The organism is Streptomyces roseochromogenus subsp. oscitans DS 12.976, from assembly GCF_000497445.1.
GTDB lineage: Bacteria > Actinomycetota > Actinomycetes > Streptomycetales > Streptomycetaceae > Streptomyces > Streptomyces oscitans.
In genome coordinates this window covers 3,302,768-3,322,751 of sequence record NZ_CM002285.1, presented here as the reverse complement: position 1 = coordinate 3,322,751, position 19,984 = coordinate 3,302,768, and the positions used below count along the sequence as shown (strand labels likewise).

Sequence of the window (19,984 nt, the reverse complement as noted above, 5' to 3'; positions counted from 1 at the left end):
TTAATGTGGTCCGGTGACCTCCATGCCCGCGTCCGAGCGCCTCGGCTCCCACCTCAAGCGGGCCGAGCAGGCCCTCAACGCGACCAAGGCGGCGGTCCTGAAGCCCGCGGGCCTGACCGTCGCCCAGTACGCCGCGCTGCTCCACCTCGACGACAACCCGGGCATCTCCGCGGCCGCCCTCGCCCGGCTGTGCGGGGTCACCCCGCCGACCATGAACACGGTCCTGAAGAACCTCCAGGACCGCGATCTGATCACCCGCAGCCCGCACGAGTGGCACAAGAACGTCCTGGAGACCCGCCTCACCGACGAGGGCCGCGCCGTCCTCACCGCGGCCGACACCTCCGCCGTACGCGTCGAGCGAGCCCTCGCCGCGGAGTTCACCGAGGCGGAGCGGGACGCCCTGACCGGGCTGATCGCCCGCTGTGTCAGAGTCCTGGAGGAACAGCGCCCGGGAAGCTCATGACCGGCTCCGGCGCCGGATCCGTCACCCAGCCCGCCACCAGCACCAGCCGGGACTCACGGTCCACGGCGAGAAAGCCGAAGGGACGGTCGAAGACGACCCGCACGACCGTGGACTCGTAGCGGTACTGCGGCGGCAGGCCGCCCGCCTCCGGCATCACGGCCGTCACCGCCGCCGCCCGGAACCCCAGCGGACCGAACTGCGCCAGCGCCGACTGGCGGGCCTGGCCGATCGCGAGTGGGTAGTCGCTGATGCCGGAGAAGTGGCCGTGCCGGGCATCCGCTGCCGCCGTGAGCCCGAACAGCCCGGGCAGGGCGAGCAGATCGTGATCGGCGCGCACCTCGTACGCCACCGTCCGCACGTCCAGCGTCAGTGACGTCGGCTCGACGGCAGGCTGCTGCTCCACATACAGGCCCGGCCCCACATGCCCGTGCGGCAGTGCGCCGCCCCCGGTGAGCGGCAGCGCCCGCTCCACGATCCCCACCCCGGCGTTCAGCACCTGCCCCGGAGTCATGTGTTCCTCGCCGAGCACCAGATGGACGTCGATGCCGTTGTCGCCGGGCACCGTCAGCGCCGTGACGAAACCGTCCGGCGTGCCCGTCACGCCCACCCGGTCCGGCCGTGGGCTGCGCCGGTGCAGCCCACGCAGGGTGCGGCCCTGCCAGGGGCCGGCGTCCGGCCTGAGCGGCAGCTGGTCGAAGGGCTGCCGCCAGGTCGTGCGCAGCGCGAGGGCGCTGGCCAGCACCATCCGCGCGTCCCGGGTCAGCGTCACCGGCATGCGCTCGACCAGCCCGCCGGTCCGCTCGGCCGCCCAGGCGTCCAGCCGCTCCTGCGCGGTGACGAGGTCGTCCCCGAACACCCCGTACGTCCCGGCCGGCAGCCCGGCCCGCCACTCCTCGCGCAGCGCCAGCCCCTGGTGCGACCACAGGCCGAGCGCCGCGTCCAGGCCGGACACCGAGGCGAGCGCCAGCAGCAACTCCCGTGCCGCTGCGGCCGCTTGCTCGGCCGGCACGCCCAGCGCCCCGGCCAGCTCCGCGCGCGCCGGGCCTGTCGCGCCGTCGGCCAGGAAGCCCAGCAGGGGCCAGACCCCGGGCGCCGAGAACGCCGTGCCCTCGGGCAGGGCCTGCGCCCAGCGAGCCGTCAGCCCGTTCACCTGACGGACCGTCTCGGCGGTCACCTTGCTCACTCGTCGTCCTCCTGCGCGGCCTTGCCGGTCACTAGGTACGGATCCTCGGGATACGGCGGCGGATCCGTCACCCACCCCGCCGCCGGCACCAGCCGCGCGTGCCGGTGCAGGGCGAGGAAGCCGAAGGGGCGGTCGAAGGGGCGGTCGCAGGCGGCGTCGATCCGCGTCGTGGCGTACCGCGGCTTCGCCAGCGCGCCGGCCCCGGCCGCCACGAACGTCGTGATCGCGGCGGTGCGGAAGCCTGGCAGGGGCCGGACCCCGGCCGCCGAGAAGACCGTGCCGTCGTGCGCGGCCGCCGCCCAATGCCTGGTGAGCCCGTTCACCGCCCGGACGACCTCGGCGCCCCCGCGGTCCCCGGTGACGGCGTCGCCGCCCGCCCGACCCCCGGTCAGGGTCCCCACCCTCATTCCGCCCCCGCTTCCGCCCCGCTCACCATGTGCCCAGTCGTACGTCAGCCGGGCCACCGGCCGTTCACCGGTCCCGCGTCGCCGCCGCCCGGCCAAGGAGCACGGTACCGGGGTCCCTACGGCCGCCCCCGGCCCCCACCAGCCAGAAGCGCCGTTTCAGCCACCCCGCCCGCACCCGCACAGTCCGTACGTGGCCCCGCCGTACCCCCAACAGTCGGACGGGCCACAGGCGTTGCGCCATACCCGCCATGCCCGCGGGGCTACAGCTCCCTCAACCGCCCCGCGCCAGGTGTGAGCGGACCTATACGGGGGAGAAAGTGCCTGGGTAAAGCCCTCCCACGCCCCGTGTCATCACATCGAGTGATTCTCTGGCCTTTGCTTGCATGGCACAACCCACGGTTGCCAGGCTGTTGCTGTCTGTACAACCTGATGGGAGCGGCCAGTGACTTTCGGTGAGCAGCCGGCGTACCTGCGTGTCGCGGGTGATCTCCGCAAGAAGATCGTCGACGGTTCGCTGCCGCCCCACACCCGGCTGCCCTCCCAGGCCCGCATCCGTGAGGAGTACGGCGTCTCGGACACGGTCGCGCTGGAGGCGCGCAAGGTGCTGATGGCCGAGGGGCTGGTCGAGGGCCGTTCCGGCTCCGGGACGTATGTGCGCGAGCGGCCCGTGCCCCGGCGCGTGGCCCGCTCCGGGTACCGCCCGGCCGGCGGTGCCACGCCCTTCCGGCAGGAGCAGGCCGACGCCGCGGTGCGCGGCACCTGGGAGTCGAGCAGCGAGCAGGCCGAGGCCGGGGCCGCCATCGCCGACCGGCTGGCCATCGACGTTGGCGACCGGGTCATGCGCACGAAGTACCTCTTCCGGGAGGCCGGCGAGCCGATGATGCTCTCCACGTCATGGGAGCCCCTCGCCGTCACCGGCCGTACTCCCGTGATGCTGCCCGAGGAGGGGCCGCTCGGCGGCATGGGTGTGGTCGAGCGCATGCGCGCCATCGACGTCATCGTGGACAACGTCACCGAGGAGGTCGGCGCCCGCCCCGGCCTCGCCGAGGAACTGCATGTGCTCGGCGGAGTCCCCGGCCATGTGGTCGTGGTCGTCCAGCGCACGTACTACGCCTCCGGGCGGCCGGTGGAGACGGCGGACGTGGTCATTCCGGCCGATCGGTACCGGGTGGCGTACCACTTGCCGGTGAAGTGACGGCCGGGTCTGGAGCGTGCGGCTCCTCTCGCGAGGCCAGGTCTGGAGCGTGCGGCTCCTCGCGCGGCCGGGTCCGTCGGTGAGGTGGTGGTCGGGCTTGCCTGTGAAGGGGGCCGGCCGTTAGGGCGCAGGGGTACCCGGCCCCTCGGCGAAGGGGTAGTCCGGGCCCCTCGGTGAGGGGTGAGTCTGCCGGTGAAGTGGCGGCGGAGCCTTTCGCGCCGGTGCGTGCGCCCCTCCCGGTGAGGTAGCGCACACCCTGGCGCGCCCTGACCCGCACGCCCTGTCCCGCGACCTTCGCCGAGGGTCGGCCGGCCGCTGCAATCCAGCCGTTTTCCCAGGTGACCACGGGTCACTCGGATATGCCTACGACTCGGGGCGGTGGCGCTCACGACGGCGCGTTCACTCCTGTGCGCCCCCGTGTTCTGGCTGGTTGCGTACCTCTTTGTGAAAAGGCGTATTCGCTGCGTAAAGGTTGGGCGTACGCTCGGGCATATGCGGATTGCGGTTTCCTTAGGCGGGGCGCGACCGAGGCCCGGGACGGGACGGGGGTCCCCTCGGGTCAGCCCGGCCGAGCGTGGGGGAGGGCGGGGCGATGCGAGAAGGAGCGACGCGGGCGGTGGGGGCCATGAGTGAGGGGACGGTCTCCCTGCCCTGGATCGTCATACGGCAGGACGACAACGGCAATCGCTACCGCGTCGGGCGGTACGCGACCCGCGCCGAGGCTCAGAAGATCGCCGACAGCCTCGACGACGACCGGGGCCACAAACAGCTCTACTGGGTCGAGCGCATCGGCCAGAACGGGGACGGCGGCCGCAACTGACCTCGCGCACCCTCCCGTAGGCTCCGCCCCATGACGCCCATGACGGACCGGATGACACCCGAGGCGGACCGCATCGTGGTGGTGGGAGCCGCCCTGCTCGACGGCGGCCGGCTGCTCGCCGCGCGCCGCAGCGCCCCCGCCGACCTCGCCGGACGCTGGGAGCTGCCCGGCGGCAAGGTCGAGCCGGGCGAGCGGCCCGAGGACGCCTTGGCGCGCGAACTGCGCGAGGAACTCGGCGTCGACGCCGAACCCGTCGAGCGCGTACCCGGCCAGTGGCCGCTGCGGGCGCCTTACGTCCTGCACGTATGGACCGCCCGCCTGCGCCCCGGCTCGCCCCCGCCCCGGCCCCTCCAGGACCATGACGAGCTTCGCTGGCTGACCCCGGACCGGATCTGGGAGGTGGCCTGGCTCGACCAGGACGTCCCAGCGGTCCGCGAGGTGACCGCCCGATCCAAAGCGGGGCGAAGCCCCGCAGGGGGCGCCGGGCTGAAGAGATCTGCGGCTCCACCGCCGGGCGCGACCAGCCGAAACGGACCCGCACCCGCACGACGACCGCACCACCCGAGTTCTTAGGCGCGCGGCGGCGCGCGGCGAAACCCGCGGAGCGCCCCGTACGCCGTTTGTGCCACTGTGCGCCCTCCCGCACGGTACTGCCCCCGGGATATCGGGTATGTGCCCATTAACCCCACGAAACCGGACATGGGTGGGCTCGCTGGCCTGGGAGTGATCGGCGTGATCGACACCGATGGCGACTGCGCCGAGTGGAGCTTTCCCGCGGAACCGGGCGCCGTACGCACCGCACGCGCAGCAGTCCGCGGGCAACTGCACGGCTGGGACCTCGACTGCCTCGCCGACCTCGCCGCGTTGCTGGTCAGTGAGCTGGTCACCAACTCGTTGCGGTACGCCACCGGCCCCATCGGCGTACGACTCGTACGCCCCGTCGGGCTGGCCGACACCCTGCTGGTGGAGGTCTCCGACCCGCTGCCCGACCCGCCGCGCGAGCGCGTCGCCCGCGACGAGGACGAGAGCGGGCGCGGTCTGCAACTGGTCGCCGGCTCCTCGCGCCGCTGGGGCACCCGGCCCGGCGTGAGCGGAAAGACCGTCTGGTTCGAACTGGCCGTGCCCGGGTGAGCCGGGAGCGTGCGCGGAAGCACCTGGGGAGCAGGGGGTGTACAGCGGGCGTTGGTGAGTCCACCGTGCGCCCCGGGCGCGCGGCTGACTCCGGAGTGCGTGATTCGAGGGCGTGTTCCCTGGTTAGAAGAGTGGAAGTGTTGTCACGGAACGGTCCTGAAATCATCTGGACCGAGCTGTGATCGTGAACACCGTGTCGTGCGGCGTCGTAGTGCTGGATACTGCGGGCAGCCGCCTCCGGTGACCGGTGCCGGGCGCGGTGAGCTGGAGGGGACGGTTCGCGTGAGCGAGATACCAGCGAAGGCCACGGAGTCCGAGGACCCGTCGGACGGCGCGAGGAACCAGGCCGCGGAGGCCGCCACGGCACCCGGCGACGCCATGTGGCAGAGCAGTCCGCCCGGTTCGATCTACGACTACATCAAGGTCGCGTCCTTCTCCATCAGCCCCGGTGGGCTGGTCGACCAGTGGAGCCTGCGCGCCGAGCAGCTCTTCGGCATCCCCGCCGCACGCGCCGTCGGCATGGACCCGATAGAGACCTTCATCGACCCCGACCTGCGCGAGCGCGGCCAGCGCAAGATGGCCGAAATCCTCGACGGGCGGGAGTGGACCGGGGTCGTACCCTTCCGGATGCCGGACAAGGCCGACGGCACGCGCGGTGAGGAGGGCCTGGCCGAGGTCTATGTCATGCCCACCCGGACCGCCGAGGGGGACAAGGCCGCCGTCTGTATCGTCGTGGACGTCCGTACCCTGCGCAGCATCGAGACCGACCTGGCCGCCTCGCAGGCCATCTTCGGCCAGTCGCCGTTCGGATTCCTGCTGATCGACATCGATCTGAGGGTCCGTCGGGCCAACGAGCGGTTCGCCTCCATCTTCGGCGGCAGCCCGGACGACCACCGGGGCAACGGCGTGCACGACTATCTGCCGCGCGGTGAGGCCGAGCGGGTTTCAGCCACCCTGCGGCGGGTGCTGGAGAGCGGCCAGTCCATCACCGACATGCATGTCACGGGCCATGTCCCCGGCTCCGAGGAACGCCGGCACTGGTCCGTCAACCTCTACCGGGTGCACGGCGGCACCGGGCGCCCCATCGGCATCGCCTGGCTCGGCACCGACATCACCGCCCGCCGGGCCGCCGCCCGCGAGGCCGCCAACGCCCGCCGCAACCTCGCCCTGCTCAACGAGGCCGGCGCCCGCATAGGGAACTCCCTCGACCTGGAGACCACCGCCCGGGAACTCCTCGACGTCGTCGTCCCCGGCTTCTGCGACCTCGCCACCGTCGACCTCTACCAGGGCCTGCTCACCGGCGACGAGACCCCGCCCGGCCTCGCCGACGGCAGCGCCGAACTGCGCCGCGTCGCCTTCGCGAGCGCCGTCTCGGACGTGCCCCTCACCGGCGCCGCCGACCCCGTCGCGGTCGGCGCGGTCCACCACTTCCCCTTCAACTCACCCTGCGCGGACGCCCTGCGCACCGCCCGCCCGCAACGCGTCCCGGCGGAGGACGGGAGCCTCGTACAGTCCACGCTGGCGGTTCCGATGGTCGCCCACGACACGGTCGTCGGCCTCGCCCGGTTCGCCCGCACCAAGGGCAGCGAGCCGTTCGGCGACCGCGACCGGGACCTCGCGGTGGAGCTTGCCGCACGCGCGGCCGTGTGCATCGACAACGCTCGCCTGTACCGCCGGGAACACGAACGCGCCCTGATCCTGCAACGGTCGCTCCTGCCGCCGGGCGCCCCCGAGGCCTCCGGCCTGGACATCGCCTGCCGTTACCTCCCCGGCAACGCGGCGACCGAGGTCGGCGGCGACTGGTTCGACGTCATCGAACTGCCCGGCCACCGTACGGCGTTGGTGGTGGGCGACGTGATGGGCCGAGGTCTGCGCGCGGCGGTGGCGATGGGTGAACTCCGCACGGCGGTACGGACATTGGCCCTCCTCGATCTCGAACCGGCCGAGGTGCTCTCCGCGTTGGACGAGATCGCGCGCGGCCTCGGCACCCCGGGCGGCGTCCAGCAGGCCACGCGCACGGCCCGCCAGCCCCGGGACGCCGACCTCTCCGAGGTCTACCTGGCGACCTGCGTGTACGCGGTGTACGACTCCGTCACCAGACGCTGTACGTTCGCCAACGCCGGTCATCTGCCACCGGTCCTGGTCGAGCCCGGTGAGCCGGCCCTGATGCTGGACGTGCCGCCCGGCATGCCGCTGGGCGTGGGCGGCGAGCCCTTCGAGGAGGTCGAGGTGGAACTCCCCGAGGGCGCGTTGCTGGCCCTCTACACCGACGGCCTGGTCGAGTCCCGCGACCACCCTCTGGACGAGGGCCTGCAGGCCTTCGTGGGCGCCCTCACGGACCCCTCCCGTCCCCTGGAGGACGTCTGCGACCACGTCCTCAACACCCTTGACACCCACCACGGCGAGGACGACATCGCGCTGCTCATGGCCCGGGTACAGGGCCTGCCGGCCGACTCCGTCGGCGACTGGACGCTCCCACGCGAGCCACGCAGCGTGGGCCGGGCCCGCGAGGACGCCCGGGCACAACTCCTGAGCTGGGACCTGGAGCCTCTGGTCGACACGACGGAACTCCTGGTCAGCGAACTGGTCACGAACGCGCTGCGCTACGGCGAGGGCGAGATCCGCCTGCGACTCCTCCTGGACCGCACCCTGGTCTGCGAGGTCTGGGACTCCGGGCTCGTCCAGCCCAGGCGCCGCCGCGCCCGCGACACCGACGAGGGCGGCCGCGGTCTCCAACTCGTCGGCCTGCTCAGCGCGGCCTGGGGCTCCCGCCGGACGCCTCGCGGCAAGACGGTGTGGTTCGAGTTGCCGCTGCCGGGTGGCGAGACGGGACTCACCGATCCGGCGGAGGCGTTGCTCAGCCTGTTCTGATATGGAGCAGATCTTGTCAAGAGGCATGACGGGCCCGTGTCGTGGGGCCACCGAAGCTTGTTGGCGGGCCTCCGTTCTGGCGTTCTGCCAGCAGTACGCCGCCCAGGACCGCGCCGGCCAGGCCCGGCTCGGTTCCGGCGGTGCCGGCGTAGGGGTTGCCGTGGGCTCGTACGTCCCGTTCGGCCAGGTCCCGGGCCTCGCGGGCCAGGGAGTCGGCCCGGTCGGCGCGGTCCGCGCCCAGTTCCCGTTCGGCCTCCGCAAGGAGGACCCGTGCCTCCGGCCCCACGGCGCCCCGGTGCGCCGCGACGAACCCGTCCGCCCCGGCGACGGAACTCCGCGCCACGAGCAGCGCCGCGGCGGCCGGGGCGCCGAAGTGGCCCGTCTCCAGCCGTTCCACGGCCCGCGCGATCCGGCGCAGGGCGTCCAGCGGGTCGTACGGGCCCGCCGTCAGTTCCTCCCGTACGGCCGCCAGTACGCCGTCCGCGTGGGCCAGCCGGGCATGTAGTTCACCGTCGGTCAGCGGCTTGTGCGCACCCCCGTGCCGGGCCGCCGCGAGCACCGACTCGGCGCCGGTCAGCGCGGCCGGCACCAGTCGCGCCGCCTCCCGCAGCTCCCCCGCGAGTCGTTCCACCCCGGTCACCAGGACCTCTGCCTGGGCCACCGCTCCCTCTGCGGCGCGCAGATGCCCGGCTGCCCGGTCGCCGGCACCCGCCTCGGCCGTCTGGCGGGCTTCGTTGAGCTGGACCGTGGCGAACACCAGGCGGTCCTTGGCCTGTTCGACGTACCCGGTGACGGGCGCGGTGGCCGCGGGCGTGCAGTGGTCGTGCAGCGTGGTCAGGGTGTCCTCGGCGGTCAGCGTGCGTGCCGTCAGAGCCCGGAACCGCCCCTCGGCCGTCTCCAGCGCCCCGGCCAGCCCCGGCCCCTCCAGCTCCCGCAACGCGTCCAGCGCGGCGGCCTCCGCGTCCAGCCGGCGCCCCGCCTCCGCGCACCGGCCGACCACGCCGACCAGCGCCTGCCGTCGCGCGACGGCGTCCTGCGGCACCCCCTCCTCGTACCGCCGCCAGATCGCGCACGCAGCCGTCAGTTCGGTCTCGGCGGCCCGCAGGGCATGGACGAAGGGCTCGGTCTCGTCGTTCGTGAACCTCTCCTGGACGAAGGAGAGTTCCTCCCGGCTCGTCCGTACGCAGTCGTCGGCCATGACCAGCGCCGCCCGGGCCTGACGCTCGGAGTCGGCCGGGGTGGGGGTCGGCGGGGCGGCGGAGATGGTTCCGGGGGTCGTGCGGGTACGGGCACGGCGGGTGCGGCGCAGATAGCCGTATCCGGCCAGCACCACGGCCGCCACCCCCGCGAGGAGCGGCAGCACGAGGTCGGCCGTGGACGTCCCGCCCTGCTGCGGCGCGGCGGCACTCGCCACCGTGCCCGCGGCCGCCGCCGGAACCGGATCTCGCGCCGCGACCGTCATCACCGGCAACACCAGCCACCCGGCCCCGGCCACGGCACCCAGCACGGCCTGCGCCACCCGCACCCATATGTGCGCCGTGGCGCGCCGGGGCCGGCCCCGAATCAGGGAGGACGTCACATTTCGGAGCGTATGGGCAGGTAGGCGCCTTCGCGAGCGGGACGGATACAGGTGGGGGACGAGACAGGCAGGCGGTCAGAAATGGACACCCGAGGAGCGGACGGCAGAGGTATGGGCGAGGGCGGAGGGCCGGGCGAGGGCAGAGTGGACGGCGGAGGGGCGGGTGGGGGCGAGAGGGGAGGGACAGGCGATGAGGGCGGTGATCGCAGGGGACCCCGATCCGGGACGGCTGGCCCACTCATACACCTCATGCACCGGATCCGCCGCGCCCGCCAAGTCCTCGGTATCGGCCGTGCCCGCCGAGTCCTCGGCATCCGCCGCGCCGGCCAAGCCAACCGTATTCGCCGTGCCAGCCAATCCCACCGCGCCCGTCGTCCCCTCCGTCTTGCCCTCACCACCCTCACCCTCCTGCTCCTCCCCCTCCTCACCGCCGAAACCGCCCTCCGCCTCAACTACACCGGCACCCCGAAACCCGGCACCATCACCCGCCACCAGGACGCCCTCTGGCTCGGCCATGCCTGGGTCGACGGCCGCAAGACGCACCAGGACGTCCAAGCCCTCGCCCGCCGGCTGAGAGACACCGGCATCCGCGACCTGTACGTCCACTCCGGCCCGCTGGAGCACGACGGCACGCTCCCCGACTCCGCCTACCCGAAGGCCCGCCGGCTGATATCAGCCCTGCACCGCGCGGCGCCCGGCGTCCGTGTCCAGGCCTGGCTCGGCGACAAGCTGGCCACCGAGGATCCGGACGGGCTGCACCTGGAGCGCGCCAGGACCCGTGCCGCGATCCTCGTCTCCACTCGCCGCGTCCTCGCCGCCGGTTTCGACGGCGTGCACTTCGACCTGGAGCCGCTGCACTCCGGCGACCGCGACTACCTCGCCCTCCTCGACGACCTGCGCGCCCTCACCCACGCCCGGCACGCCGTCCTCTCGGTCGCCGCCCACCAGATCGACCCGCTGCCCGCGTTCCACTCCTTCTGGGGCACGACCACCGGTCACCCCAAGTGGTGGTCGCAGTCCTTCTTCGGGCAGGTGGCCCGCCGTGTGGACCAGATCGCCGTCATGTCGTACGACACCATGCAGCCGCTGCCGAGTCTCTACGGCGGTTACGTGGCCCAGCAGACGAGCCTCGCCCTGGAGGTCACCCCCGACACCACCGACCTGCTCATGGGCCTGCCCTTCTACCACGAGAACCGTTTCGGCCACTGGGCCCGCGCGGAGACCGTCCCGGCCGCCGTACGCGGTGTCCGCCTCGGTCTGTCCCGCACCGACGCCGACCGCGTCCGCTTCGGCGTCGCCCTGTACGTCGACTTCGCGGCGACGGAGGCCGACTGGCGCGCCTACCGGGAGAACTGGGTTCGCTGAGCGGGGCCGAGTCGACGAGGACCTTCCCCATACGGAACCCATGCGCGGTATCACGGAGTACAACCTGGCGCGGGCGCTCGCCCTGGTGGGATCATGATCTTCATGCACATGTTCTTGGCGGTGGCGGCCGCCGTCGTCTACGGCCTGCTCGCGGTGTCCGGGATCGCGAGCATCACGACCGGCTGGGTCGTGCCCTGGCTCCGCACCCGGGTGCTGCGCCCCAGGCTGTGGGGCTACGGCTCTCTCCTCGCGGCCGTCGGCGGGGCGGTGTTCCTCTACCTGGGCCCGCTCGCGGAGAGGTACGGTTCCCTGCCCTGGCTCGGCTGGCTCGGCTTCATGGCCGGGCTGGGCCTGCAGATGCTGGCCCAGCGCCCCGGCCGCGCTGTCACTAAGGCCGCCTCCTGATCTTCGAGCCCAGCCACACCAGCGGGTCGTACTTGCGGTCCACCGCGCGCTCCTTCAGGGGGATCAGGGCATTGTCGGTGATCTTGATGCCCTCGGGGCAGACCTCCGTGCAGCACTTGGTGATGTTGCAGTAGCCGAGGCCGTGTTCGTCCTGCGCCGTGCCTTTGCGGTCCAGGCCTGACTCCGCTGCCGCGTCCAGGGGGTGCATGTCCAGTTCCGCGATCCGCATCAGGAAACGCGGGCCCGCGAACGCCGTCTTGTTCTCCTCGTGGTCGCGCACCACATGGCAGGTGTCCTGGCACAGGAAGCACTCGATGCACTTGCGGAACTCCTGCGAGCGGTCCACGTCCTCCTGCATCATCCGGTACGCGCCGGGACCGACCCCGGCGGGTGGCACGAACGCCGGGACCTCCCTGGCCTTCTGGTAGTTGAAGCCGACGTCGGTCACCAGGTCGCGGACCACCGGGAAGGCGCGCAGGGGGGTGATCGTGATCGTCTCCTCGCGCGTGAACACCGACATACGGGTCATGCACATCAGGCGCGGGCGGCCGTTGATCTCCGCCGAGCACGAACCGCACTTGCCGGCCTTGCAGTTCCAGCGCACGGCCAGGTCGGGCGCCTGGGTGGCCTGGAGGCGGTGGACGATGTCCAGGACCACTTCGCCGTCGTGGACCTCGACCGTGAAGTCCTCGAGGCCACCGCCCCGCACATCACCCCGCCACACCTTGAAGCGGGCCTCGTAGCTGGTCACTCGTACAGCTCCTCTTCGGCGAGGTACTTGACCAGCTCCTCCTTCTCGAAGAGAGCGAGCAGGTCCGGGCGGATGGGGTCGGTGTTCTCACGGGTGAGGCGGATCTGGCCGCGGCCGGGGTCGGTCGCCGCCAGGCTGCCGGTGGGGTCGGCGAGGGCGCAGAGCAGGTTCACATTGCGCCAGGCGCGGTCCATCGTCGGATGGTCCTCGCGGGTGTGGCCGCCGCGCGACTCGGTGCGTTCCAGGGCCGCGCGGGCCACGCACTCGCTGACCAGCAGCATGTTCCGCAGGTCGAGGGCGAGATGCCAGCCCGGGTTGAACTGGCGGTGGCCCTCGACGCCGGCCCGCCGGGCGCGTACCCGCAGCTCGCCGAGCTTGCGCAGGGCCTGCTCCATCTCGCCCTCGCGGCGGATGATGCCGACCAGGTCGTTCATGGTCTGCTGGAGTTCCTGGTGCAGGGTGTACGGGTTCTCCGGCGGGCCCGCCTCGCCCTCCCGGTCGGCCTCCGCCGAGAAGGGCCGCAGGGCCTCCGCGGACGCCGCGTCGACCTGGGCGTCGTCCAGCGGCGGGCGCTGGTGCGCCTGGGCGTACTCCGCCGCGTGCCAGCCCGCACGGCGGCCGAACACCAGCAGGTCCGAGAGGGAGTTGCCGCCCAGCCGGTTGGAGCCGTGCATGCCGCCCGCGACCTCACCGGCCGCGAACAGGCCCGGCACGCCGCGCGCCGCCGCCGTGTCGGAGTCGACCGCGATGCCGCCCATCACGTAGTGACAGGTCGGCCCGACCTCCATCGCCTCCGCCGTGATGTCGACGTCCGCCAGCTCCTTGAACTGGTGGTACATGGAGGGCAGCCGACGCCGGATCACCTCGGCCGGCATGCGTGTCGACACGTCCAGGAAGACCCCGCCGTGCGGGGATCCGCGGCCCGCCTTCACCTCGGAGTTGATCGCGCGGGCCACCTCGTCGCGGGGGAGCAGCTCGGGCGGGCGGCGGTTGTGCTCCGGGTCCTCGTACCACCGGTCGCCCTCCTCCTCCGACTCGGCGTACTTCTCCTTGAACACGTCCGGGATGTAGTCGAACATGAACCGCTTGCCCTCGGAGTTCCTGAGCACCCCGCCGTCGCCGCGCACCGACTCGGTGACCAGGATGCCCTTCACCGACGGCGGCCAGACCATGCCTGTCGGGTGGAACTGCACGAACTCCATGTTCAGCAGCTGCGCGCCGGCCAGCAGCGCCAGCGCGTGGCCGTCGCCGGTGTACTCCCAGGAGTTCGAGGTGACCTTGAAGGACTTGCCGATGCCGCCGGTCGCGACCACGACCGACGGTGCCTCCAGGACGAAGAAGCGGCCGGTCTCGCGCTCGTAGGCGAAGACCCCGGACACCCGGTCGCCGTTTTTCAAGACCCTCGTGACCGTGCACTCCTGGAAGACCTTCAGCCGGGACTCGTAGTCCCCGGTCTCCTTGAAGTCCTCCTGCTGCAGGGCGACGATCTTCTGCTGGAGCGTACGGATCAGCTCCAGGCCCGTACGGTCGCCGACGTGGGCGAGGCGCGGATACTCGTGGCCGCCGAAGTTGCGCTGGGAGATCCGGCCGTCCTCCGTACGGTCGAACAGCGCGCCCCAGGTCTCCAGCTCCCACACCCGGTCCGGGGCCTCCTGCGCGTGCAGCTCGGCCATCCGCCACTGGTTGAGGAACTTGCCGCCGCGCATGGTGTCGCGGAAGTGGACCTGCCAGTTGTCGTGCTCGTTGGCGTTGGCCATGGCCGCGGCGATGCCGCCCTCGGCCATCACCGTGTGCGCCTTGCCGAACAGCGACTTGCAGATCACCGCCGTACGGGCGCCCCGCTCGCGCGCCTCGATCGCGGCGCGCAGCCCGGCGCCTCCGGCACCGACCACGACGACGTCCCACTCCTGGCGGTCGACCACGGACATCGGCTCAGATCCTCACTGGGTCTTTGGAAGACGGGTCTCTAGATGGGTCTCTAGAAGAAGCGCGGGTCGGCGAAGACCCCGGACGCGACGAGATAGACGTAGAAGTCGGCGAGCGCCACGCTCAGCAGCGACGCCCACGCCAGCTGCATATGGCGGGCGTTGAGCCTGCCGACGAACTGCCACGCCTGGTAGCGCACCGGATGCTTCGAGAAGTGTTTGAGCTTGCCGCCGACGATGTGCCGGCAGGAGTGGCAGGACAGGGTGTACGCCCAGATCAGCACGATGTTGACCAGGAAGACGAGGGTGCCCAGGCCCATGTGGCCCCACCGGTAGTGGGTGTCGCGGAAGGACAGGACCGTGTCGTAGGTCAGCACGCCGGCGACCAGCAGGGCGGCGTAGAAGAAGTACCGGTGGACGTTCTGCAGGATCAGCGGGAAGCGGGTCTCACCCGTGTACTTCTTGTGCGGCTCGGCCACCGCGCAGGCCGGCGGGGACGCCCAGAAGCTGCGGTAGTACGCCTTGCGGTAGTAGTAGCAGGTCAGCCGGAAGCCGAGCGGGAAGATCAGGATGATGATCGCGGGGGAGATGCCCCACCAGCTGCCGAAGAGGTCGGCGTTGGGGCCGGCGTGCATGGTCCGGCAGTTCTGCGCCAGGCACGGCGAGTAGAACGGCGAGACGTACGGCGCCGCGTAGTAGTCCGCGTTGGCGAAGGCCCGCCACGTCGAGTAGACGACGAAGGCGAACAGACCGGCCGCGGTGACGGCGGGCGCCAGCCACCAGCGGTCGGTCCGCAGATGCGGGGCGGTGATCGCGGCGCGCGTACCGGTCCGTACGCCGCCGCTGTTCTGTTGGGGTTCCGTACCAGTGGCCAAGGCGGGGCTCCGCTTCTATGGCGCTCTATGGCTCTTCTAGGGCTCAGGGATCAGGGGGCGTGGCGGTCGCGGGCGCCCAGGCCTTCGTCGTCCGTGTCCGTCCACAGGCTGAAGTCGTAGGGCTTGTCGGAGATGGTGACGAGGTCGGGGCGGCGGGGCTCGGCCGGGGCTGCGGCCGTCTCCCGCAGCAGCGCCAGGCTCTCGCGCAGATGGTCGGCGTCCAGCCGGACCCGGCGCATCTCCAGGCCGCCGCTGCCGAGCTGGTGCTCCAGACGTCCCAGCGACCGGTTCAGATCGTCGAGGGAGCGCTGGACCGAGGTGATGTCGTCGTGCACAGACATGTCTTGCCTCACTTCCATGGGTCCGGCGGGCCCTGGGCGGCGACGTTCATGCGCCTTGGAGTGTTGCGCGTCACACCTGCCTCTGTGAAGGCATGTGCACCGATTGGCGGAGGCGTATCGATGCATCTCCGGGTGTGTTGCGCCACACGGGTGAGGTTACTGTTTGTGGTCGCCGTGTCGCCCGCTGTTGCCGGATCCTTTCCTCTTCAGTGGGCCGCATAGATCTGATCAGCTCCATATACCGCCAAACGTGATCATAACGCTCGCGGCTTCCCGGAGGTAGCAGAGATGTCCCACGACGGCGTCGGCGCCCAGCCGGTCACGGCTGGGCAGCGCCCTGAAGGGGCGCGGGGAACTGCGCGACCAGCCACGACGGAGCAGCAGACGACCGACGGCGCGTCACGGCGCCTCCAGCGGAGCCTCACCGCCTTTCTCACGGCAGGCGTGCTGGCCGTGCCGTTCCTCGCCGGGTGCGGCTCGGACGAGGACGAGGCTGGCAAGCCGCTCGCCGGCCAGGACATCGCCCCGGTCGCCCGGGACCTGGTCGCCGACGGCTCCAGCCTGAAGTGGGCCGTCGACGCCGTACCCGCGACTCTCAACACCTTCCAGGCCGACGCCGACACCGGCACCAACCGCATCGCCCAGGCCGTACTGCCCTCCCTGTTCCGGCTGGACGCCGGCGGCCGGCCGGTACCCAACCCCGCCTACCTGGAGTCGGCCAAGGTCATCGAGACCGAGCCGCGCCAGGTCGTGCTGTACAAGCTGAACCAGCAGGCCGTCTGGAGCGACGGCCGGGAGATCGGGGCCGCGGACTTCCTCGCCCAGTGGCGCGCCCTGTCCGGCAAGAACAGCGCCTTCTGGACCGCCCGCAACGCCGGCTACGACCGCATCGAGAAGATCGAGCGCGGCGCCAGCGACCTCCAGGTCCGGGTCACCTTCGCCCGCCCCTACGCCGACTGGAAGTCGCTGTTCTCACCGCTGTACCCGAAGGAGGTCATGGGCACCCCGGAGGCCTTCAACGACGAGGCCCGCCGCAGGCTGAAGGTCACCGCCGGACCGTTCACGGTGGACAAGGTCGACACCGCCAACAAGGACGTCGTCCTCACCCGCAACCCGCGCTGGTGGGGCAGGTCCGCCAAGCTGTCCGAGATCGTGCTGCATGCTGTACCCCGCGACAAGCGGGCCGAGGCGCTCGCCAACGGCAGTGTGGACGTCGCCGACGTCGACCCCGCCGACGCCCAGCGGATCGGGCTCGCCGCCCACGGCACCGCGAACCCGCTGCAGGGCTCCGGCCGGACCTCCGTGAAGAAGCTGCGCGCCTGGGCGCTCGCCCACGACTTCGGCGCCGACGCGGCCAAGGCCGGCAAGGGCAAGCTGCACAAGGCCATCGCCGAGTACCTGGGCGAGCAGCTGGCATTGCGCGAGGTCGAGGTCCGCAGGTCGCTGGAGCCCGCCTATACCCAGCTCGCCCTCAACGGCTCCGAGGGCCCCCTCGCCGATGAACGCGTCCGCCGGGCCGTCGCCCGTGCCCTGGACCGCAAGGAACTGGCCCGGCTGGTCCTCACTCCGTTGGGCCTGCCCGCCGTCCCGGTCGGCAGCCATCTCGCGCTGTCCGGGCAGGCCGCCTACGCCGACGACAGCGGCGCGGTCGGCGGCCAGGACACCAAGGAGGCGCAGGCGCTCCTCGCCGACGCCGGCTGGGTGCCGGGCGGCCCGGTCAAGGGGGCCAAGAAGGGCGAGAAGGCCGCCGGCGCCGAGAGCGACCAGGGGGACAAGGGGGATAGGGGAGACAAGGGTGACGGGGAGGAGAAGTCCGACGGCGGCAGGGACGGCGAGTACATCGTCGGCGAGGACGACAAGACCGGCGACGGCAAGAGCGGGGGCCACGGCGACGGGGGTGACCGGCACCTGGTCCAGGAGGGCAGGAACGGGGGCGTACCCGGTGCGTACGCCCCCAAGGGCACGGCCGCGGCCGCCGCGCCGGCGGCCCCGCTCGCCAAGGACGGCAAGGCGCTCACGCTGCGCTTCGTGCTCCCGTCCGGCGTCGGCTCCGAGACGCTCAACTCGGTCGCCGAGCGGATCTCGGCCATGCTGGAGCGGCTCGGCATCCGGACGACGATCATCAAGGTCTCGGACGACAGCTACTTCAAGGACCACATCGCCTCCGGCGACTACGACCTCGCGCTGTACTCGTGGCCGTCCTCCGCGTTCCCGGCGACGGACGACCGCCCGGTCTACGCGAAGCCGGTGCCGGCCGCGGACGGCTCGGTGAACGTCGAGCAGAACTACACGCGGGTGGGGACCGACCAGGTCGACCAGCTCTTCGACGAGGCCGTGGCGACGCTGGACGAGGGCAAGGCGGTCTCGCTGATCCGCAAGGCCGACGCGAGGATCTGGGCCGCGGCGGGGTCCATCCCGCTGTATCAGCGGCCTCAGCTGGTGGCCGTGCGGAAGAACCTCGTCAATGTGGGAGCGTTCGGATTCCAGACGCCCGTGTATGAGGACATGGGCTTTCTGAAGAAGGGGGCGAAGATCTCCCCCAGTCCCAAGAACTGATCGTCTCCCAGGAAATGATCTCCGTGGAGATCATCACGTGACCCTCGGAAGGCCGACTCGCTCGGGGCCACGTAACATGGGGTGAGGCCGTGGCATGTCAAGCCCGGCAAGGCCCGCGTAACGCACACGTACGCGCAGGCTTTCCTCACACTCCGGGAGTACGCCGCAATATGGCCACGCGCCACGACATCCGCAACGTCGCCATCGTCGCCCACGTCGACCACGGCAAGACCACCATCGTCGACGGCATGCTGAAGCAGGCCGGCGCGTTCGCCGCCCACCAGCTCGACTCGGTCGACGACCGCATGATGGACTCGAACGACCTGGAGCGTGAGAAGGGCATCACGATCCTCGCCAAGAACACGGCGGTGAAGTACCACCCCAAGGACGGCGGGGACCCGATCACGATCAACATCATCGACACCCCGGGCCACGCCGACTTCGGTGGCGAGGTCGAGCGCGGTCTGTCGATGGTCGACGGCGTGGTGCTCCTCGTCGACGCCTCCGAGGGCCCGCTCCCGCAGACCCGCTTCGTGCTGCGCAAGGCGCTCCAGCAGCGGCTGCCCGTCATCCTGTGCATCAACAAGACGGACCGCCCGGACTCCCGGATCGACGAGGTCGTCAACGAGACCTACGACCTCTTCCTGGACCTGGACGCGGACGAGGACCAGATCGAGTTCCCGATCGTCTACGCCTGCGGCCGTGACGGCGTCGCCTCGCTGACCAAGCCGGACGACGGCACGGTCCCGGCCGACAGCGACAGCCTGGAGCCGTTCTTCTCCACGATCCTGGAGCACATCCCGGCTCCGACCTACGACGAGGCCGCGCCGCTCCAGGCCCACGTCACCAACCTGGACGCCGACAACTTCCTCGGCCGTATCGCGCTGCTCCGCGTCGAGCAGGGCGAGCTGCGCAAGGGCCAGACGGTCGCCTGGATCAAGCGCGACGGCTCGATCCAGAACGTGCGCATCACCGAGCTGATGATGACCGAGGCGCTCACCCGCAAGCCCGCCGAGAAGGCCGGCCCGGGTGACATCTGCGCCGTCGCCGGTATCCCCGACATCATGATCGGTGAGACCCTCGCGGACACCGAGAACCCCGTTCCGCTGCCGCTGATCACGGTGGACGAGCCCGCGATCTCCATGGTCATCGGTACGAACACCTCGCCGCTGGTCGGCCGGGGCGGCACCGGCAAGGGCGCGGACGCCAAGGCGGCCGTGAAGGACCGCAAGGTCACCGCCCGCCAGGTCAAGGACCGCCTGGACCGCGAGCTGATCGGTAACGTCTCCCTCCGTGTCCTGGAGACCGAGCGTCCGGACGCCTGGGAGGTCCAGGGCCGTGGTGAGCTGGCGCTCGCCATCCTGGTCGAGACCATGCGCCGGGAGGGCTACGAGCTGACCGTCGGCAAGCCGCAGGTGGTCACCAAGGACGTCGACGGCAAGGTCTACGAGCCGGTCGAGCGCATGACGATCGACGTGCCCGAGGAGCACATGGGCGCCGTCACGCAGCTCATGGGCGTCCGCAAGGGCCGCATGGACAACATGTCGAACCACGGCTCCGGCTGGGTGCGCATGGAGTTCGTCGTGCCGTCCCGTGGTCTGATCGGTTTCCGGACCGAGTTCCTGACCCAGACCCGCGGCACGGGCATCGGCCACTCCATCCACGAGGGCCACGAGCCCTGGTTCGGCACCCTGCAGACCCGTAACAACGGTTCGCTGGTCGCCGACCGCTCCGGTGCCGTCACCGCGTTCGCGATGACGAACCTCCAGGAGCGCGGCGTGCTGTTCGTGGAACCGGGCACCGAGGTGTACGAGGGCATGATCGTCGGTGAGAACTCCCGCGCCGACGACATGGACGTCAACATCACCAAGGAGAAGAAGCTCACCAACATGCGGTCCTCGACGGCCGACGTGGCCGAGTCGATCGTGCCGCCGCGCAAGCTGTCCCTTGAGCAGTCGCTGGAGTTCTGCCGCGACGACGAGTGCGTCGAGGTGACCCCGGAGGCCGTTCGCATCCGCAAGGTCAACCTCGACCAGCGGGAGCGGGCGCGCGCCGCGAGCCGAGCCAAGCACGGCTGATCCACCTGTAGTTGAGCCCGGGTGCCCCCATCGTGGGGG

General features: G+C 71.4%; 17 protein-coding genes. 10 read left to right on the top strand and 7 right to left on the bottom strand.

From position 1 onward, the window contains the following. Positions 1–22 precede the first annotated feature (22 nt). Entirely contained in the window at positions 23–463 is a 441-nt protein-coding gene (locus M878_RS64040; protein WP_031224936.1) for a MarR family winged helix-turn-helix transcriptional regulator, read from the top strand. Here M878_RS64040 and M878_RS64035 read toward each other — a convergent pair. Both M878_RS64035 and M878_RS64030 read right to left on the bottom strand, forming a co-directional pair. Then, positions 426–1,646 (bottom strand): serpin family protein, encoded by a 1,221-nt coding sequence (locus M878_RS64035; RefSeq protein ID WP_023547023.1) that lies wholly within the window; start codon positions 1,644–1,646, stop codon positions 426–428. The genes M878_RS64040 and M878_RS64035 overlap by 38 nt on opposite strands. Next, positions 1,643–2,053 (bottom strand): hypothetical protein, encoded by a 411-nt coding sequence (locus tag M878_RS64030; RefSeq protein ID WP_031224935.1) that lies wholly within the window; start codon positions 2,051–2,053, stop codon positions 1,643–1,645. The genes M878_RS64035 and M878_RS64030 overlap by 4 nt, the downstream gene beginning before the upstream one ends. 442 nt (positions 2,054–2,495) lie before the next feature. Between M878_RS64030 and M878_RS64025 the strand changes: the two genes are divergently transcribed. The 5 genes from M878_RS64025 to M878_RS64005 all read left to right on the top strand — a co-directional run bounded on the left by M878_RS64025 (position 2,496) and on the right by M878_RS64005 (position 8,070). Next, positions 2,496–3,248, top strand: a complete 753-nt coding sequence (locus M878_RS64025) for a GntR family transcriptional regulator (RefSeq protein WP_023547021.1) — start codon at positions 2,496–2,498, stop codon at positions 3,246–3,248. Positions 3,249–3,873: 625 nt separating this feature from the next. After that, positions 3,874–4,068 carry an SPOR domain-containing protein gene (locus tag M878_RS64020; protein ID WP_023547020.1) on the top strand — a complete coding sequence of 65 codons (195 nt, stop codon included), beginning with the start codon at positions 3,874–3,876 and terminating at the stop codon, positions 4,066–4,068. Positions 4,069–4,107: 39 nt separating this feature from the next. Next, a complete protein-coding gene (locus M878_RS64015; RefSeq protein WP_023547019.1) occupies positions 4,108–4,641 on the top strand; it encodes a (deoxy)nucleoside triphosphate pyrophosphohydrolase in 534 nt (177 codons plus the stop codon). Positions 4,642–4,767: 126 nt separating this feature from the next. After that, positions 4,768–5,199 carry an ATP-binding protein gene (locus M878_RS64010; RefSeq protein ID WP_031224934.1) on the top strand — a complete coding sequence of 144 codons (432 nt, stop codon included), beginning with the start codon at positions 4,768–4,770 and terminating at the stop codon, positions 5,197–5,199. 282 nt (positions 5,200–5,481) lie between these two features. Then, the gene (locus M878_RS64005; protein WP_023547017.1) at positions 5,482–8,070 is read left to right on the top strand and encodes a SpoIIE family protein phosphatase; all 2,589 of its coding nucleotides are present in this window, start codon (positions 5,482–5,484) and stop codon (positions 8,068–8,070) included. 16 nt (positions 8,071–8,086) lie between these two features. On the opposite strand, the gene M878_RS64000 is transcribed toward M878_RS64005, so the two are convergent. Next, on the bottom strand, positions 8,087–9,649 hold the full coding sequence (locus M878_RS64000) for a hypothetical protein (RefSeq protein ID WP_031224933.1): 1,563 nt from the start codon (positions 9,647–9,649) through the stop codon (positions 8,087–8,089). A 249-nt stretch (positions 9,650–9,898) separates the two neighbouring features. Here M878_RS64000 and M878_RS63995 point away from each other — a divergent pair, with 249 nt between their 5' ends. Further along, positions 9,899–11,014, top strand: a complete 1,116-nt coding sequence (locus M878_RS63995; RefSeq protein ID WP_023547015.1) for a glycoside hydrolase family 18 protein — start codon at positions 9,899–9,901, stop codon at positions 11,012–11,014. Positions 11,015–11,116: 102 nt separating this feature from the next. Then, positions 11,117–11,419: a hypothetical protein gene (locus M878_RS63990; protein WP_158692690.1), complete on the top strand. Its 303-nt coding sequence runs from the start codon at positions 11,117–11,119 to the stop codon at positions 11,417–11,419. On the opposite strand, the gene M878_RS63985 is transcribed toward M878_RS63990, so the two are convergent. From M878_RS63985 to M878_RS63970, 4 genes are read right to left on the bottom strand one after another with little or no spacing between them, the layout of a single operon-like run. Continuing rightward, positions 11,403–12,170: a succinate dehydrogenase/fumarate reductase iron-sulfur subunit gene (locus tag M878_RS63985; RefSeq protein WP_023547013.1), complete on the bottom strand. Its 768-nt coding sequence runs from the start codon at positions 12,168–12,170 to the stop codon at positions 11,403–11,405. The genes M878_RS63990 and M878_RS63985 overlap by 17 nt on opposite strands. Continuing rightward, positions 12,167–14,098 (bottom strand): fumarate reductase/succinate dehydrogenase flavoprotein subunit, encoded by a 1,932-nt coding sequence (locus tag M878_RS63980; RefSeq protein ID WP_023547012.1) that lies wholly within the window; start codon positions 14,096–14,098, stop codon positions 12,167–12,169. The genes M878_RS63985 and M878_RS63980 overlap by 4 nt, the downstream gene beginning before the upstream one ends. 50 nt (positions 14,099–14,148) lie before the next feature. Next, positions 14,149–14,970: a hypothetical protein gene (locus M878_RS63975; RefSeq protein WP_023547011.1), complete on the bottom strand. Its 822-nt coding sequence runs from the start codon at positions 14,968–14,970 to the stop codon at positions 14,149–14,151. Between the two features lie 50 nt (positions 14,971–15,020). Then, positions 15,021–15,311: a hypothetical protein gene (locus tag M878_RS63970; RefSeq protein ID WP_023547010.1), complete on the bottom strand. Its 291-nt coding sequence runs from the start codon at positions 15,309–15,311 to the stop codon at positions 15,021–15,023. 288 nt (positions 15,312–15,599) lie between these two features. Between M878_RS63970 and M878_RS63965 the strand changes: the two genes are divergently transcribed. After that, positions 15,600–17,867, top strand: coding sequence for an ABC transporter family substrate-binding protein (locus tag M878_RS63965; RefSeq protein WP_031224930.1), 2,268 nt, complete (start codon positions 15,600–15,602; stop codon positions 17,865–17,867). 170 nt (positions 17,868–18,037) lie between these two features. Then, positions 18,038–19,945, top strand: a complete 1,908-nt coding sequence (gene typA, locus M878_RS63960; RefSeq protein WP_023547008.1) for a translational GTPase TypA — start codon at positions 18,038–18,040, stop codon at positions 19,943–19,945. Positions 19,946–19,984: the final 39 nt, after the last annotated feature.